This window comes from Haloferax sp. S2CR25 (assembly GCF_031624535.1).
GTDB lineage: Archaea > Halobacteriota > Halobacteria > Halobacteriales > Haloferacaceae > Haloferax > Haloferax massiliensis.
The window spans coordinates 17375-32725 of record NZ_JAMQOO010000014.1 but is presented as its reverse complement, the minus strand read 5'-3'; the positions used below and the strand labels follow the sequence as shown (position 1 = coordinate 32725).

The window sequence follows — 15351 nt, the reverse complement described above, 5'->3', positions numbered from 1 at the left end:
TGGTCCCTCTCAAGAAGTATTATCAAAACAAGGTTTATATTGTAGTATGTTAAAACAAACCCGTAGTAAACTAAACTAGTTTTATTTCACCTAGTTAGACCTAGAAGTATACGGGTTCACTAGGGAGGCACTACCCCTTCGTGAATTAGCTTCGGAAATGGTGGGGGGAGGGTAGTATATAAAAAACGGAGCTTCGGAAATGGTGGTCCGAATATAGACCACGAAATTGAGGACACTCTTCGGCTCTTCGTGGACAGTCGTACCGATCAGTTCGAGAATTTTCTTCACTCAGAACACGTGCAAGTGCAGGTCGGCTTGCGCTACAGTTTCGAGTGCACGATCGAAGAACTCGTCGTCCGATTCAACGCGGACGGTGGGTGTGCTTTCGGTTATAGGCTGTTTGTGTAGGTCATCCTTACTGGTCGAAAACTACCAGCCATCGGATCTTCCAGGACCGAATACGAATGGACGGACCATTCTTCGCTTCCTCGCAGCGACTCCAGAAACAGGCTATCGAGCGGGTGAGATTGCTGAGGCGCTCGACATCCCACGAGGAAGTGTTGGGACGACACTCAGCAGACTCCATGATCAGGGGTTTGTGCGTCACAAGGGCGAGTATTGGGCGATCAATCCCGACGCCTACGATGCACATACTGCGAGCTTGATTGGCTTGGCTGCCGTGAGCGAGCAGTTTGAGGGCGACTACTACGACAAAGCAGTTTGAGGGCGACTACTACGACAAGAATCCGGACTGGGATGCAAACCTCCCAGATCTCGATGAGTATGAAGATGCAGACTCGGGTGCGGAGTAGATCTGATGTATGAGCGTGGGGTAATTGTCGTCGCCGCAGATCCGTTCGGGCATACTCCCCGACGTCAGTATCTCATCCTCAGCGACTCGAGTCATCCATTTGCCGGCAACCAGTATATTGCACTCGGGATCTCGACGAAGGAGTACTCGGACAGTCTTCCGCTTGCTGGCGCATACGAGACCGGAACGCTAGACCGTGAGTCGTTTGTTTCGCCGTGGGCCATCGTCTCGCTGATGGATAGTGATATCGAGCGTGCAGTTGCTCAGGTCACTTCAGAGTTCACAGATAGGGCTGCCTCTCGACAGACACAATATGTCGAGTGACATCCCTCTGCATCGTTAGGTCCGGGAACGTCGGTGTTCTAATTCGACCAGATAATATAGCACCTAGTTTGGCATGCTACCACACTTCATGTTGGCCAGTAAATATATAATATTACGGAAATCTGATTGACATGTACGCACCGCAAGACAATCGGTGCGGAACGATACCGAACACATGATCTCCCGCTCAGTCACCGTCGAAGACATCGATGAGTTGTTCCTCAGGTGGAACGACCATCTCAACGCATCGGCCCTCTATCGGCAAGCCCTCCGCGACGAGATGCAACTTCGCGACGTTGAGCCGCACGAACTCCGCGCACAACTCTCCGAAGCCCGAGAGTTGGGCTACTCGCTCGATGAGATTGCAACCATGACGAGTCGCTACGCCGACCTCCAAGCGCTCGTGTACGACCACACCCAGTGATTCCCGTGTCTGACTCACACCAGTCCTCTGCTGACGCTCAGTCCGTCCATCGGCTACGGCCCTCCCGATCCATCCTCCGACACGTCGCGATCGGGAGCATCCTGTTCACGATCGCTGCTGTCCAGCCAGTCGCCGCACAAGACAGCGTGGTCTGCAGCGCTGAGAAGTTGCCGAAGATGGTTGAGGGCTTCTTCCAGATCACGACGACGATCGGCTTCATTGGGTTAGCAGTCATCTGGCAGGCCGACTCCCTCGCTGAGATCTTCACAGCCAGCCCCGAACAGAAAAAGCGACTCAAAGTCCACAAGCGCGCGGCACTCAAATCCGCCCTCATCTTGGCGGTGCTCGGCCCGCTGTACACCGTTGTAGCGTCGATCATGGGCCTCCCACTCGGTGACTGTGTGAACCTCGCTCCCTGGTAAGCCCCACCAATCCACCTTTGCCCTCCCATGGAGCATCGAGTGCCCTCCGTACTGGTAGCCGCTTTGCTCGTGTCGAGTTCCATTATCGGCCTCGCCACGGCACAGCCCCCGAGACCAGGGACTGAAACAAACGGCCTCACGGAAAACGAGTCGGCAACGCTCTGGTCTCGCGATAGCGACCGCTACGTCAGCCAACAGGCCTACCAGCAGCAGTACGGCGACGACCGAACGGCACTCCACCAACTCGCCAACGGAACTGACATCACGTTCACGCGGCCGCCGGCAACAGCCGCGACGTGGACGCGCAACGACTTTGCTGATCTCGACGCCGGCGGGCCCGACACGTCGACGTACCCACCTCATGCGTCACTCGAAGATGGGACGTTCATCGACGATGCGCACGCGACGATATTCGCGGTCACGCCATCGACGCGCGGCCATCTCGACGCAGGTGAGACACCGCTCTATATCGCTCCCAATGGGACGGTTCGCGGGCTCGTCGATTACCGTGTTCGTGTTCCAACCGGGAACGAAACGGGCAATCGGACCGTCGATTGGACGCTTGTCTCCCACGAGATTGAGAACACCCGTCTGAAAATCGATGGTATCCCGGTTGCCTCGACTGCAGGCACTCACACGCCAGAATTACAGTATCAGACTACCCACTCGTGGAGCGCGAATCTCACGCTCGAAGCGACCATCTCCGTTCGCCTCAAGAAGTCCGTCGAGACAACGGTTGGTGGTGAATCTGAGACGACAGTCAACTACCGGACCGAGACACGAACCGTCTCGGATACACTCGATACCGAGATTTACGACCTCGCGGCGTACCCCTACTACGCGCAGTACCCGAACGGGGATACTGGCGTCGCGATTTTCCAATCCCGGCCGTGGCAGGGCTATACGCTCACCGACGATGAGAGCTCCCGGGTCCGTGGTGTGTGGCGGTTCTACACGGCTCGCAACACGGACTGGGACACACTCGTTACGTCGACCGGCGCGTCGACGACCACGACACAGTCGGATGCGATTCCCGTCCGAGTTCACGCGTACCCCTCACAGATCGGACCGCGCGCAGAGCCGGTTCGCGATGGCCCGGATATCATCGACATGTGGGGGGCTGAACGGGCATCACCTCACCGAACGATCGGGGAGAACGTCACCGTCGAAGTCGTCAACCAGTCGTACACGCCGACGTACGGGCTGGCCGTCCGTGCGAAGACCGTCGACCGGGAGGCGCTTCGGGTCGGCGGGATCGTTCGCGGGGTGAATGCCACGATTGTCGACCCCCAAGTCGGGTCAGCGCGACAGCTTCGAGAGAGTAACCTCTCTGTCGAGCTCGTTTCGCAGACGACGTCGAACGCGACCCTCCAAGTCGAGTTGCGCGACAACCAGACAGGTGCACCAATTGCATCGAATGGGAGTGACCGACAGTACCCGATTGGCGGATCGTCACACAGCGGCTACATCACCGTTGGTGACCAGCGTGTCGAGACCAACGAAAGTGGCATCGCGATCGTCACTCTCGACGAGCCGGGGATCTACATCGCCCGCTACCACCCCGGCACGTGGCTTGGCCACGACCCAGCATATGTGGGTGATACGGCCTCGGTTCGCTGGCACCCACTCGGAACTCTCGAGGGGTGGGTTGCGTTCGTATTCGAAGTCGGCTGGCAGGCGATCCCGTTCGTCGTGACGTTCTACGCCGGTCGCCGGCTCCTCCGCATATTTGCACCGACAGACAGCTCCTACCGAAACCAATGATACCGACCGATTCACCGATTGATCGACGTACCGTCCTTCGAACACTCGGCGGGGTCACACTCACCAGCGTTGCTGGCTGCCTCGATGGTAGTCGCGGCTCCGGAACAACGACATCTGACCAGACGCCGGCGGTGACTGAGCGTGCTGGCCCGCTTTCACGCATCGCTGTCGAGGGACAAACCATCGTTGTCGAGATCGACGCTGACGCGCCCGTTGAGCAGGTGAACCTCATTCAGCCGAATGGGGAACTGTTCGGGAAGCGTGGGCTTGCCGCCGGCGCACGACAGGTTTCGTTCGAAATCGGGACTGCCTACGACCCCGGTGAGTACCGTGTCGTTGCCTTGGATGGTGAGGAGACGGTTGCTGAAGGCTCACTTTCGATTCAACCGGACCTCAACATCGTCGAGATGGGAATCGGTAGAAACCAACCAGAGGAGATGTGGACTACCTCGAGCGACGAGGTTACTGATGAGGCGTTTGTGACTGTTGAGAACCGTGGCACGGGGCCAAACGCAGTCACGAAATTACTCTTCGTCGGGGATGTTCCGTACCCCTCCGATGAAGAGGGGACTAATTACGCTGATGCCGATGGTGTGAGTGGTATCTACGATCCAGATGCAGATGCTGAAACAGCTGCAGTAACTGTTCCTCCTGGTCAGAAACTCACTCTATACAGCTACCGGTCCCCATTCGCGTTTATTCGATCTGAGGGGACCTCGTGTAAAGATGAACCCCAAGCGGGAGAACTTGAAGTCGTTTTAGAAACACGAGTTGACGCAAAGAAAGTCTCTGAAACATACCAAGTCCAGTACTCTGCTTCAGACGAGTTCGACAACTGCGAGATCACGATTAGCGAGGTATAGCGATGGTTGACCTGATTGATATCGTCTTAGAGGGATTCAAGAAGATCGTTGCTTGGGTGACGTCTCTGTTCATGCAGGGTGTAAATCAGGGGTACGAGACACTTTCTACTGAGATGTTCGGAACCCCGACTCCCGAAACTGATGGTGTGTTCGTTTTCGGGACACCAACGAATGGTGCATGGCCGGCCATTCAAGATGCTCTCGTCGGCGGCGAGATCATGTTGATCTCGCTACTCCTGTTGGTGATGTGCGTTCAGGGGCGACACACGATGCGGATTTTCAATGTCGGGAGTGAGTACAAAGCCAGACGCACGAAGAAGACTGCTTGGGTTGGGGCGTGTCTTATTGTCAGTTGGTACTGGGTGAGCGTCCTCGGTCTGTATATCGTTGATGGGTTTACAATCGCCCTTCTACCGAGTTTGAGTTCACTAGGCGATGTCATGCTGAATTTCCTCCGAGAAACAGTAACCAACCCCGGGCTCAGCTTACTCTTCGCTGTCATGGGCGGTCTTTCAATGTGGGTGCTTGAAGCGCTCTACTACATTCGAGAGGTCTTGGTTTACGTCTATGTGTATGGAATGCCGATTGCGTTTGCTATTGCCTATGGCAATCTTCCGGTTCTTTCCGACATCGCTATGGGCTTCTGTAAGCGGTTTGTTCCTCTTGCAGTTCTCCCTCTCCCCGCAGCAGTCGTGTTCAAAGGATACGACTTGCTCTATTCTGAAGGCGTTCTCACCCCTAATAGTCCATTTTTGAAGTATCTTGTCGCGACATCACTCCCACTAATCGCGCTCTATCTCACGTGGAAGACGTTCACGTATGCGACGCCACTCACCGCGAAGGTCATCGGCGGTGCAACGCGAGGCGCAGCCCTCGTCGGCGGCGTCGCAGCCGGCGCGTATGTCGGCGGCGCTGGCGTTGCAACGACCGCCGCCCGCTGGGGGCCGAAAGCCGCCGCCGGCCAAGCCCTCGCCCAGCGAGCAGCCGCACAGCGTGACTCGACTGATGACAGCGACGGACTGCCGTCGTACCGGCGGACCGAAAACGAACCCCGCACCCGCTAACCATGTCGACAGATCAAGACACAGCCGCCCGGCGTATCATGGACCAGTTCGGCGAAGCGAGTCGCATTCCCTACCTCAACATCGAAGAGGGCGACGTCGGCGTTCTCATCGCCCTCCCAATCTGTGGGTTGCTCCTCGCCGGCCTTACTGGGGTTGAATCACTCGCTGTCCCGTTTATCGCAAGCGGACTCGGGATTGGCGCGGCCATCGTCTACGTCGCGCCTGACCATCTGAACGCGTGGACTTGGACGAAAGACGTCTATCGGCACGTCAAACGGCCCCGCATCACGGTGAGTGCGCCAGACCATCCAGACAGCCAAACAAACGAGCCCGTACGCAACGAGGGCGGACTCGCGAACTACACACCATTCACGCCAGACGAGCGAACCCAAGACCTCACGAATATCGAGCGAGCGTGGCCCGGCGCCGGCGCGATTCAGCGGACCGACGGCGCGATGGAGGCGTTCATCGAAATCGACCCGGGGAACATGGACTTCGCGATGGCCGACGACTGGGCGCAACTCCAGGATGCAGGTGCTGAGTTCGCCAACAAAGAACTCGACTCGAAGCTCAAACTCCACGCAACAACCCGGTCATTCCCGGTCGAACAGATCACCGAGACGATCGAGGAGCGACTCACCGACGAGGACGTCACACAGAACCCGATCTTCCGGGAACTCCTCGAAGAGTATCGAGAGACGCGGCCCAAAGAGATGCGTGACCGCGGCATTCAGCAGGTCCGCTACTACATCGGCGTCGAAGTCACGCCGCTCGAAGTCTACGACCGATACCGCGACGAAGGAACGCCGGCTGAAAAGTTGACGCAGTTCCCCGTGATCGGCATCCTGTTCAACCCGTTTGTCACGCGGCGTGCGGACCTCTCAGACGCGGAGCGTCGCGCCCAGATGTTCGAGAAACTTGACGACCGTATCGCGGATGTCCGCTCCGAGTTCATCCAGCAGGCATCTGGCTGGTCCGCCCACCGACTCAGCACGGTTGAGTTGTTCGTTCTGAACATGGACTTCTGGAACGGCGAGGAACACGAGTTTGAGACCGAAGCAGACGTAATTCGCGAACAGCCGATTCTCGGCCGCTCACGCCGCGAGGTGGCGTTCGATGCGTAACCTCCCGTTGCAGTCGAGTCGCTCCGTGCTTACTCAACTTTCGCAGTGGGCCCAACAGCCGACATCCCCCGAAGGTGCAGCACTCTATCTGGGCACCATCGTGGTGCTCGGCGTTGGTGGGACAGTCCTCTGGCAACGATATCGTACCGACGACGAGCCGGAAGTCGACTTTTCGGTCGTCCTCGACGAGGAGACGCTTGAAGCGGGCGACGCAGAAGGCCAACTTCTCGACGACATCTCGGAGTCACACAAGACGGCGACGGCCCCAGCAGCGATTGAATGGGATACTCGTGCAGCTCGCGTCGGTGAACAATGGACGTCAACGCTGTACATCGCTGATTACGCCGACTACCCGAATGACGGCTACTTGAGTGACCTCTTCGAGTTGACCGACGTCGAGTTCGATCTCACGGCGCACATCACGCCGAAGAACCAGCAACGCGCACGAAACGAACTGCAGGATATTGCAGACGACCTGCAGGTCGACGCCGATTTAGAACAGAGCGTCCGGAGTGAGTACCTCCAAGAGCGAGCCAACGAAGCGGCGGCGACGTACAAGGCCGTCGAGAGTGGCGCGAGTGTGTTCGACCAAGGGTTGTTCGTCACCGTCCGCGCCGACGGCACGGACGACCTCCGAGATGCCGTCAGAGCAGTCAAAAGCGCGCTCCGTGACGAACCAGCGAACCTCACGCCGAAGACGGCTATCTGCCGACAGGACCTCGCACTCCAGTCCGCCGCGCCAATCGGCGACAACGTCTTTGGTCGGGAGTCGATTGCGCTCGGTGGCGCTGTGGGCTCGCTTCTGGCGTCGCCACACAACGCGACGATTCTCGAAGAAGGCGGCGTCGAGTTCGGAATCCACAAGGACAACCAGAGTCCGGTCGTTATCGACCCGTTCGCCCGAGATAACGGCTATGCGATGTTCACTGTCGGCGACACGGGCTCTGGCAAATCGTTCGGTGCGAAAGAGAACTTCATCCGGTCAATTGAACAGAGCAAGGACCGCATCGGCATTATTCTCGAACCGCTCAACAACTGGGCAGGCGTCTCCGAAGCGCTCGACGCCAAGCGAATTACCGTCGGCGGGACACTCGGGCTAAACCCGCTCGAAATCCGCCAGACGCCCGAACATGTCCAACGGGCAATGGGTGAAGACGCGAGTCCGTTCAACGAGAAACTCGACGACGCGATGAGCTTCCTGACGAATTTCTTCGCCCTCCGTGGCATCTCACTCGGTGACCGCCGAACAACACTCGAACTCGGACTCAGACACGCCTATGAGCGTCATGGCATTACGGATGATATCACGACGCACGGCAACCCGAGCCCGACGATTCGAGAAATGTTAGACGTCTTTGAGGAGATGGTTGATGACCCCGAATCGTTCGTCGTTCGGTCGGACGCAGAAGCCGAGAAACTTAGCAACGATGCGACGTGGTTGATCGACCAACTGCGGCCTTTCGAGGAAGCGGGCCGCTACGCGAACCTCGGAAAAGAGTCGGAGTTCGACATCCGCGACGAGAAAGTCATCTACCTCGACCTTGCCCAGCAAGAAGGGAGCGTCGACAGCAGTACGGCCCTGACGATGCAGTTGCTCATCTCGCTCGTCTACGAGCGGGCGAAAGAGACGGACAAGGAGGTCGTGTTCGTGATCGACGAAGCGCGGTACATCATGCAGGACGCCGCGAGTCTGGCGTTCCTCGAAACGGTGTTTCGGCATCACCGCCACCACGATCTCTCGATTCGACTGGTCACCCAGACCGTCGACGAGTTCTTCGAGCACGCTGAATCCGAAGCCATCCTTGACCAGTGTGCCGTTAAGCAGTTCCATCGCCTTGATGGGATGGACGCGGAATGGGCCAACGAGTTCGGCCTGAATCACGCTCAGATGCGGTACGTGCAGGACGCGGTTCCCGGGAACGAAGACGCTGGCTTTTCAGAAGCCTTGGTCGGCGTCGACGGCGAGTGGCGTGGTATCAGAGTCGAAGCGATGTCCAAGGAAAAGCAGGTCATCGACTTCGATCCGACCGAGCAGCGGCGGGCGTCGCTGCCCGGGGCTGGTGAGACAGCGGTCTCCGCGGATATTGAGGCCTTTCGGACGGAGTTAGCGCAGCACGCAAACGGAGAGTTACAAGACATGCAGACTGATTCAACAGCAACTGACAACGGCCGGCTTGGAGGAACCGACGATGCGTGAGCGTGAGTATCTTCGCGTGACGCCGACATCGGAGGCACTCACAGCGCGTGGCATCCCGCAGACCCTTGAGAGTCTCCACAAACTGACCCCTGACAGCTCGGGGCTGCGGTCGAAACTCAACCCGTTTACATCCGCGACACCACCGCGCTTCGAGTTCCTTGCGCTTAGTACGGGGCAAGACGCCCCGGTTGAGTTCTACTATGGTGCTGACGACTATCTCGGAACACTCGAAGAGCGGCTTCGGTCAATCTATCCGACAACGTTCGATATCGAGCGTGTCGAGGTGGACGTGGCGTCGAAGTTGATTCATCCGGTTGCATTGTCTCACGAGGAGTTCGTCGAGCGCTACCAGCAGGGTGATCTGCAGTATGAATTCACCGACGACGAGCAGTATTCGGCTGCAGACGTCGACGCCGGTACAGCGCCAGACGGCGGCACAACCACAACACGTGAGTCTGGGGATTCACCGACGGGCGCTGCCGACGAGATGGGTGGAAGAACGGCGGACAGACTGGTGTCGGTTGGAGAGACAGTTGTCGAACTCGAAACGACTGAGTCGGTCGCTGACGAGGTTTCGCCCACGTCGGTCGAGAAGCCGACGCTGACCGCAGACGGGACGATTCTCGCCCGCCCTGCGGTTGATTCCGTCTCACCACGGGGCGTGCGATGGTGTGGGTCGGCAGTTCGGAAGCAAGACTGGATGTCGTCGTTGACACCGCTGACGGCGACGCCCGACGAGAGCACGTTGCCGGCGGTCGACGAGCCGGGGGCTGTGCTCGCGTCGCTGATCGACCATCTGAACGATGCGCGCGAACCGCTCGCGTTCCAAGTCGTGTTTCAGCGTCGGGAAAGCTGGCAAGCGGATGCGGAACTCCGCAAAGAGGACTTGAATGATGGCCGGGATACGCTGTCGCAGAAAATCCTTGGCGACTTGCTTGACCCCGAACTGGAGTACGAACGGCGGACGCGTGACGAGTTGAGTGATATCGTCGTCAAGCGGCTTGACGCGATTGATGCAGTCAACCCCAAACGCTCGTACACGACGAACATCCGGGCGATTGGCGTACCAACGAGTGAGGCTGGTCGCGACGCGCTTGATGACCGCCTGTCGTCACTGGCACCAGTGTTCGACCCACTTGATGGCCCGTTCTACGAGATCGAAGCGACGCGACTTCGAGACCGTGGCTTCCGACAATCGAAGAAAGAACAACACGCGCGAGCAGCGCTCCAGCGACTCCTCTCGCGGGAAGTGACGACTGGACGTGGTAAGACCCGGCCTGACTTAGTTCTCTGTGGTGCTGAGCTTGCGAACTTCATCTTGGTTCCATCGTCAGACCAACTGACGGTCGAAGGAACGCGAGGGACGCGTGCCGAACAGCAGAGCCGTGATCCGCTTCCGTGGCCCAACCCGGACTTAGTCCAGCAGTTCCGGGAGGGAATGGCCATCGGGTATGCACTCGATGAGAACGGTTCGCCGCAACAGCGTCCGATTCGGATTCCGCCGAAGCTCCTGACGACACATTACGGTCGGTTCGCCTCGACTGGAAGCGGGAAGTCAAAAGCAATCATCAACGATGCGCTGTCGCTCCGTGCGACGACCGGTGGGCCCGTCGTTATCGTCGACCCGAAGGGCGACGGGATGTGCGCCAACTACCTTCGGAGTCATTACGAGCGCTTCAACGGGCTGGACGATGTCTACCAGTTCCGCGTCCCCGAGACGATTCCAGCATTCTCCTTTTTCGATATTCGGCCGGCACTCGAAGCTGGACGGAATCGGGCGGACGCGATTCAGGACAAGGTCGACCACTTCCACGATATCATGCGGATGATCATGGGCCGCGAGCAGTATGGACAAGCGTTCGTTGCCAACGAGATCCTCAGCTACCTCATCAAGGCGCTGTTCGACGAGGAGTACGGAAGCGACGTCTTTGGGTTAGACGACCTCTTTGCGGCCGCACTCGAGATGCAGCGGGAACGAACTGTGCCACCGGTTTCGGCGGACAACCGGAGCATCGAGGAGTCGCTTACACGGCACTTCGCGAAGGACGACCACCAGTTCCAAGTATCGATGGACGCCGTCGGGAACCGCCTCGATAAGCTCAGAGAGGACGCCCACTTGCGACGGATCTTCAGCCACGTCCCAGAACAGGACGACAACGGCGAATACGTCGACAACCGATTCGACTTCCGCGAGTTCCTGGACGAAGACACCACGATTCTGTTCGACTTGGGCGACCTCCGCCCGGAGGCACAGCGAGCGATCACACTCCTCCTGTTGAGTAACCTCTGGGATGCGGTGCAGGTGCGTCGACGTGACGGGAACACGGACTACGAGAACCTCACCAACCTCATCATCGAGGAGGCGGCCCCCGTCGCAGCAACGAAACTCGTCTCCGAGCAGTTGCTTCCACAGGGGCGGTCGTTCGGTCTGAGTATGGGACTGGTGATGCAGTTCCCCGGGCAGGTTCGAAATCGGAACGAACGCGCCTACGACGAGGTTCTCAACAACATCAAGACGAAGCTCATTGGAAACATCTCCATCGAACGCGGCCTCGCTGAATCGCTGGCCCACGAAGACCTGAGTCCGACCGACCTTCGAAATCGGATTAACACGCTCCCGAGCGGGGAGTGGATCGCCCAACTCCCGAGCCCGTCATTCGGGGAGACGGGCCCTGCCCCGTTTTCGGTGAAGCCGCTCCCGATAGCGGCTGGCCATCCAGAGAGCGACGAACCGCTCTCTGTCGACCAGGCGGACCACTTCGAGACCGTGGCCTTGCCACGACTATCAGAGCGAACACAGGCTCAGTACGGACTTGGTGAGACTCCCATCGAACCGGAGACGGCCGATGACGAGGGCTGGGGGAGTAGACCAACCGATGAACAGTCGGCACCCGCTGATTCGGCTAACTCGGTGGACTCGCCCCAGTCGTCGTTCATTGGACAAGCAACCAGTGGTTCAGCAAGCGACGAAGAGAAGCAAGAGAAAGGCACTGACACTACCACCTCCCTGTTTGGGAATACTGGGATGGCTGAGTCGGGCAAACCAGCTGATGAAGAAGAGCAGGCTGCTGTCGACGAAAGTGGGTCGTCACCAGTCCAGTCTGGTGGTGTACCCGTCCCGGATGACGAGCTCCAGCGCCGTGGGCTCACTCATGATGATGTCCAGTTCTTGGCTCGTGTCTTGGACGTGATGAACCGAGATGCACCAACTCACACGCTCTTGGATCATATGAGTGCGTTCAAAAGCGACTTTGAGAACTTGGACGTACAACGACTCGCCGAGCAAAACCTGCTCGAAGAAGGGCGAGCCTGCAGTCGGAAATACTACACCGTCCTCCCGGCAGGGCGTGAACTGCTCGGACAGAAGCTCAAGGTCGGCCCTGGTCAAGGAGATATTGGTGAGAAGACGCCGCACAAGGTCGGCGTGAAGCTGCTCGAACTGTGGTTAGACTCCCGCGACGACGTCATACAGGTCAAGCCGTACTACGAATACGATGAAGAGACGGTGTTCGACGTCGCCGGCTTCGACGCTGGCGGGGAACTCGTGTGGGTTGGTGAAGCCGAACTCCCGAGTAACAACAAACACGCACCGGTTGACGACTATGACAAGCAGAGTGCGGTAGATGCGAACGCTGTCTGGGCGTTCAACAGGCGCGAGACAGCCGTCGAGGTGTTGGACTGTCTCGCAGAAGCCGACCGGATAGAGCATAGCGTAGGCGGACGCGCCGCGCGTCGGTTCTCGGATATTCGAGAAGCCGTTGAATCGCTCAACGCAGAAGGGATGACGACGATTCGGAGCTTCAACAAGCTTGACGAGGAGTTCAATTCATGAGTTGGCGCCACGCAACCCGCGAGGAGATCTACAGGTACTACACAGAGGAGTTCCCCTCATACGTTGACGAACTCCCATCGTTCATCACCGCGAAGGGGCCGAAACAGTACGCACTCGCGTTTCGAGAACCACATCCGGTACGGAAAGACGGAGTCCCAGACAAGGACTTCATCCGTCGAGATACGTGGCAGACGAACGCCTCAGGTGACCGGACCTCAGCAGCGTTCCACGACTTCGACGACGTCCTCGAGTTCATCCGCCATCCAGCACGGAACGATCCACTCGGGCGGAGCGACTTCGCGCTCGCCGATCCTGATCTGCTCGACAAACCAGACCCGCGTCCTGATGCGGTCTACTACGCCCTCGATCACTGGGAACGACCGTGGGTGCTCCTGATCGATATCGACGCGAAAACGATAGCCAGAGAGCGAGCAACACGGGTAGTGTCGGACGAGGATGGTTTGGGAGACAGCGAGGCACTGCTCGATTCCGCGGGTATTCTCGAGGCAGAGCCAGCAGGCTACCCGTATGCCTTCGAGGATATAGATCAGGCCATCGAGTACGGTTTCGAGGTGCGGGACATCTTCGAGGACGACTTCACCGCCGAGGAAACGATGGTGGTGTACAGCGGTCAAGGCGTTCACGTCTATCTTCTCGATACGGACCTCGCTCATCGGTACGACGCTAAGAGTCGAGAAGTACTGAACGACCTTCTGCAAGACACCTACGAGATTCCCATCGACCCAGTAGTTACCGCCGACCGCCGTCGGGTTGCTCGGCTCCCCTACTCGTTGCACACTGATGTCTGTCGTATCGTCACGCCGATTGAGAGCCCGAACTTTGACGTTCAGTCTACGATACCGGAGGTGCTCAGAGAATGACTCAGTCAACGCCTGTTGAGGACGAGCGGGCTGCCTATCGCGTTGCGACGCTTCCGCCCGAATATGGTACGACGCGGATCAACCAACTGTTCACCCGGGGCTACAATCGCTACATCGTCGACGGCGAAGAGCAACCAGGAGATCTACTGACCGACCTCGAACGGTTTGGGACGGCGGCGTTCAAAGAAGACGTCAGAGCCGACGCCGCAGAGGAGCCCTTCGTCGATAAACCTGGAATACTTGCTGTCCTCGCGACGTTGAGTGCTATCTGTGTCAAGGCACACCCGAAGTTCGAACACGCCCCACCGCGAACGGTGCAGGTCCTCTACGATATTCGTGAGCTCTACGTCAACAATCTCGCTTCCCTCCTTCGAGAATTCGGTGATGGGAGTCTCCAACAGGATATCGCAGAGGTGCTGTACGCAAAAGACCCCGGAGAGGACGGACCACACCCCGGTCGCGTTTGTACGGGGATCAAAGAGATGCCCGAGTTCGGTGAGGGGTTGTATCTCGAAATCCCGATGGCCGCAGCATCGAGGAAGTGCCTCGTTCACGCCGATACTGAGTCCGGAGAAGCCGGGGAACTGCTCACTCGCGTCGAGAACAACTGCCTCTATGTGCCCGTCGGTGATTTCGACACGAAGTATCGCGAGTACGCCAGGCGTGCGTTCAAGAAGCTCCTGCGGGTCCAGGAGGAGAACCTCTCTGAAGACCAGCTGACGTGGCTAACGACGAATGAGTCGGCCATCACAGAGCGTATCGACCGCTTCATCGAGACGGGACACCACGAACGAATCTGGCGAGATTGGAACCCCGGTGAACGGACCATCCGTGTGCTCAGAGACGCGATTCGAGACGCTCCAGACGAGGTCGTCTCACTGGGAGAGTTCCACTCGGCGAAGGAGCTGTTTGAAGCAGTGGAGGCGTACGACCCAGAAGCGAGCTGGAAGCGAGACGTGTGTAATCGCATCTCGAGTCCTCGGAGTCTCGGAAACCTTCTCGCATCCCAGCGCGACCACCGGAGTCTGACCATTCGAGAGCACGGAAATACGAACCACTATCGGATTCAGGAGTCTTCGCGTGGCGTCCAGCCCCTCGACGTCGAGGCAATCGAGGACCTATTCGAACTCCCGTGTATGGCCAATATGGCCGAGCGCCTCCACGAGAAGAAACCAGTCCGAAAGGACCTGTACAACTTCGCTCGGATGGTGATGTGGCTTCCCCAGTACCAGGATAGTGGCCTCGAGACGATTGTCACAGACCTCAAGGACGTCTTCTCTCGGTGGCCTTGGTACGACGAACAGGTCACTGACTACCAGATTCGCTACGAGTTCTCGAACACCATTGGAGGCGACACCCCGCTTCCGATGAACTGTGACAACGACGATATGCAGCGGTACTGCATCGGCCAGGAGCAGTGCCCCTACTCGATCTGGGGAAGTCTCCCCTTCCCAGACGAGATGTATGACCAACTAAGTGGAACGGAGGGTAACGGAAACGAGTTCTAACGCAGATAGCCAAAAGTCAGTTAGATTACTATTCTCAGTGGAGAACGATGTGACGGAGGTTGAAAACCCGTCATGCACTTTTCAGGCTTTCAGTCGACCAATTTGGACAAGAATGGGTACCGTGCTGGAAGGATAGT

11 protein-coding genes and 1 pseudogene are annotated in these 15351 nt (G+C 58.1%); all 12 read left to right on the top strand.

Going from position 1 to position 15351, the window contains the following annotated elements; translation table 11 throughout:
• The first annotated feature begins 418 nt into the window (after positions 1 to 418).
• The 12 genes and pseudogenes from NDI65_RS20265 to NDI65_RS20210 all read left to right on the top strand — a co-directional run bounded on the left by NDI65_RS20265 (position 419) and on the right by NDI65_RS20210 (position 15214).
• Positions 419 to 812 (top strand): annotated as a pseudogene (locus NDI65_RS20265) (helix-turn-helix domain-containing protein).
• Between the two features lie 5 nt (positions 813 to 817).
• Positions 818 to 1135 carry a hypothetical protein gene (locus NDI65_RS20260; protein ID WP_042664175.1) on the top strand — a complete coding sequence of 106 codons (318 nt, stop codon included), beginning with the start codon at positions 818 to 820 and terminating at the stop codon, positions 1133 to 1135.
• Between the two features lie 175 nt (positions 1136 to 1310).
• On the top strand, positions 1311 to 1559 hold the full coding sequence (locus NDI65_RS20255) for a hypothetical protein (protein ID WP_310894218.1): 249 nt from the start codon (positions 1311 to 1313) through the stop codon (positions 1557 to 1559).
• 5 nt (positions 1560 to 1564) lie between these two features.
• Positions 1565 to 1981 (top strand): hypothetical protein, encoded by a 417-nt coding sequence (locus NDI65_RS20250; protein ID WP_310894200.1) that lies wholly within the window; start codon positions 1565 to 1567, stop codon positions 1979 to 1981.
• Between the two features lie 27 nt (positions 1982 to 2008).
• The gene (locus NDI65_RS20245) at positions 2009 to 3745 is read left to right on the top strand and encodes a hypothetical protein (protein WP_310894199.1); all 1737 of its coding nucleotides are present in this window, start codon (positions 2009 to 2011) and stop codon (positions 3743 to 3745) included.
• The gene (locus NDI65_RS20240; RefSeq protein WP_310894198.1) at positions 3742 to 4608 is read left to right on the top strand and encodes a hypothetical protein; all 867 of its coding nucleotides are present in this window, start codon (positions 3742 to 3744) and stop codon (positions 4606 to 4608) included. The genes NDI65_RS20245 and NDI65_RS20240 overlap by 4 nt, the downstream gene beginning before the upstream one ends.
• 2 nt (positions 4609 to 4610) lie before the next feature.
• Entirely contained in the window at positions 4611 to 5672 is a 1062-nt protein-coding gene (locus NDI65_RS20235) for a hypothetical protein (RefSeq protein ID WP_310894197.1), read from the top strand.
• Between the two features lie 2 nt (positions 5673 to 5674).
• The gene (locus NDI65_RS20230) at positions 5675 to 6796 is read left to right on the top strand and encodes a hypothetical protein (RefSeq protein WP_310894196.1); all 1122 of its coding nucleotides are present in this window, start codon (positions 5675 to 5677) and stop codon (positions 6794 to 6796) included.
• Positions 6789 to 8993: a transferase gene (locus NDI65_RS20225; RefSeq protein ID WP_310894195.1), complete on the top strand. Its 2205-nt coding sequence runs from the start codon at positions 6789 to 6791 to the stop codon at positions 8991 to 8993. Before NDI65_RS20230 ends, NDI65_RS20225 begins: the two co-directional genes overlap by 8 nt.
• Positions 8986 to 12825 (top strand): ATP-binding protein, encoded by a 3840-nt coding sequence (locus tag NDI65_RS20220; RefSeq protein ID WP_310894194.1) that lies wholly within the window; start codon positions 8986 to 8988, stop codon positions 12823 to 12825. Before NDI65_RS20225 ends, NDI65_RS20220 begins: the two co-directional genes overlap by 8 nt.
• Positions 12822 to 13706 (top strand): DNA primase, encoded by an 885-nt coding sequence (locus NDI65_RS20215; RefSeq protein ID WP_042664192.1) that lies wholly within the window; start codon positions 12822 to 12824, stop codon positions 13704 to 13706. Before NDI65_RS20220 ends, NDI65_RS20215 begins: the two co-directional genes overlap by 4 nt.
• The gene (locus tag NDI65_RS20210) at positions 13703 to 15214 is read left to right on the top strand and encodes a primase-associated protein (RefSeq protein WP_310894193.1); all 1512 of its coding nucleotides are present in this window, start codon (positions 13703 to 13705) and stop codon (positions 15212 to 15214) included. Before NDI65_RS20215 ends, NDI65_RS20210 begins: the two co-directional genes overlap by 4 nt.
• Positions 15215 to 15351: the final 137 nt, after the last annotated feature.

Bases quoted from the DNA above. Each gene is read 5' to 3' on its own strand.
- NDI65_RS20240 (WP_310894198.1), top strand. From the start codon at position 3,742: ATGATACCGACCGATTCACCGATTGATCGACGTACCGTCCTTCGAACA.
- NDI65_RS20220 (WP_310894194.1), top strand. From the start codon at position 8,986: ATGCGTGAGCGTGAGTATCTTCGCGTGACGCCGACATCGGAGGCACTC.
- NDI65_RS20215 (WP_042664192.1), top strand. From the start codon at position 12,822: ATGAGTTGGCGCCACGCAACCCGCGAGGAGATCTACAGGTACTACACA.
- NDI65_RS20260 (WP_042664175.1), top strand. From the start codon at position 818: ATGTATGAGCGTGGGGTAATTGTCGTCGCCGCAGATCCGTTCGGGCAT.
- NDI65_RS20235 (WP_310894197.1), top strand. From the start codon at position 4,611: ATGGTTGACCTGATTGATATCGTCTTAGAGGGATTCAAGAAGATCGTT.
- NDI65_RS20210 (WP_310894193.1), top strand. From the start codon at position 13,703: ATGACTCAGTCAACGCCTGTTGAGGACGAGCGGGCTGCCTATCGCGTT.
- NDI65_RS20255 (WP_310894218.1), top strand. From the start codon at position 1,311: ATGATCTCCCGCTCAGTCACCGTCGAAGACATCGATGAGTTGTTCCTC.
- NDI65_RS20225 (WP_310894195.1), top strand. From the start codon at position 6,789: ATGCGTAACCTCCCGTTGCAGTCGAGTCGCTCCGTGCTTACTCAACTT.
- NDI65_RS20230 (WP_310894196.1), top strand. From the start codon at position 5,675: ATGTCGACAGATCAAGACACAGCCGCCCGGCGTATCATGGACCAGTTC.
- NDI65_RS20245 (WP_310894199.1), top strand. From the start codon at position 2,009: ATGGAGCATCGAGTGCCCTCCGTACTGGTAGCCGCTTTGCTCGTGTCG.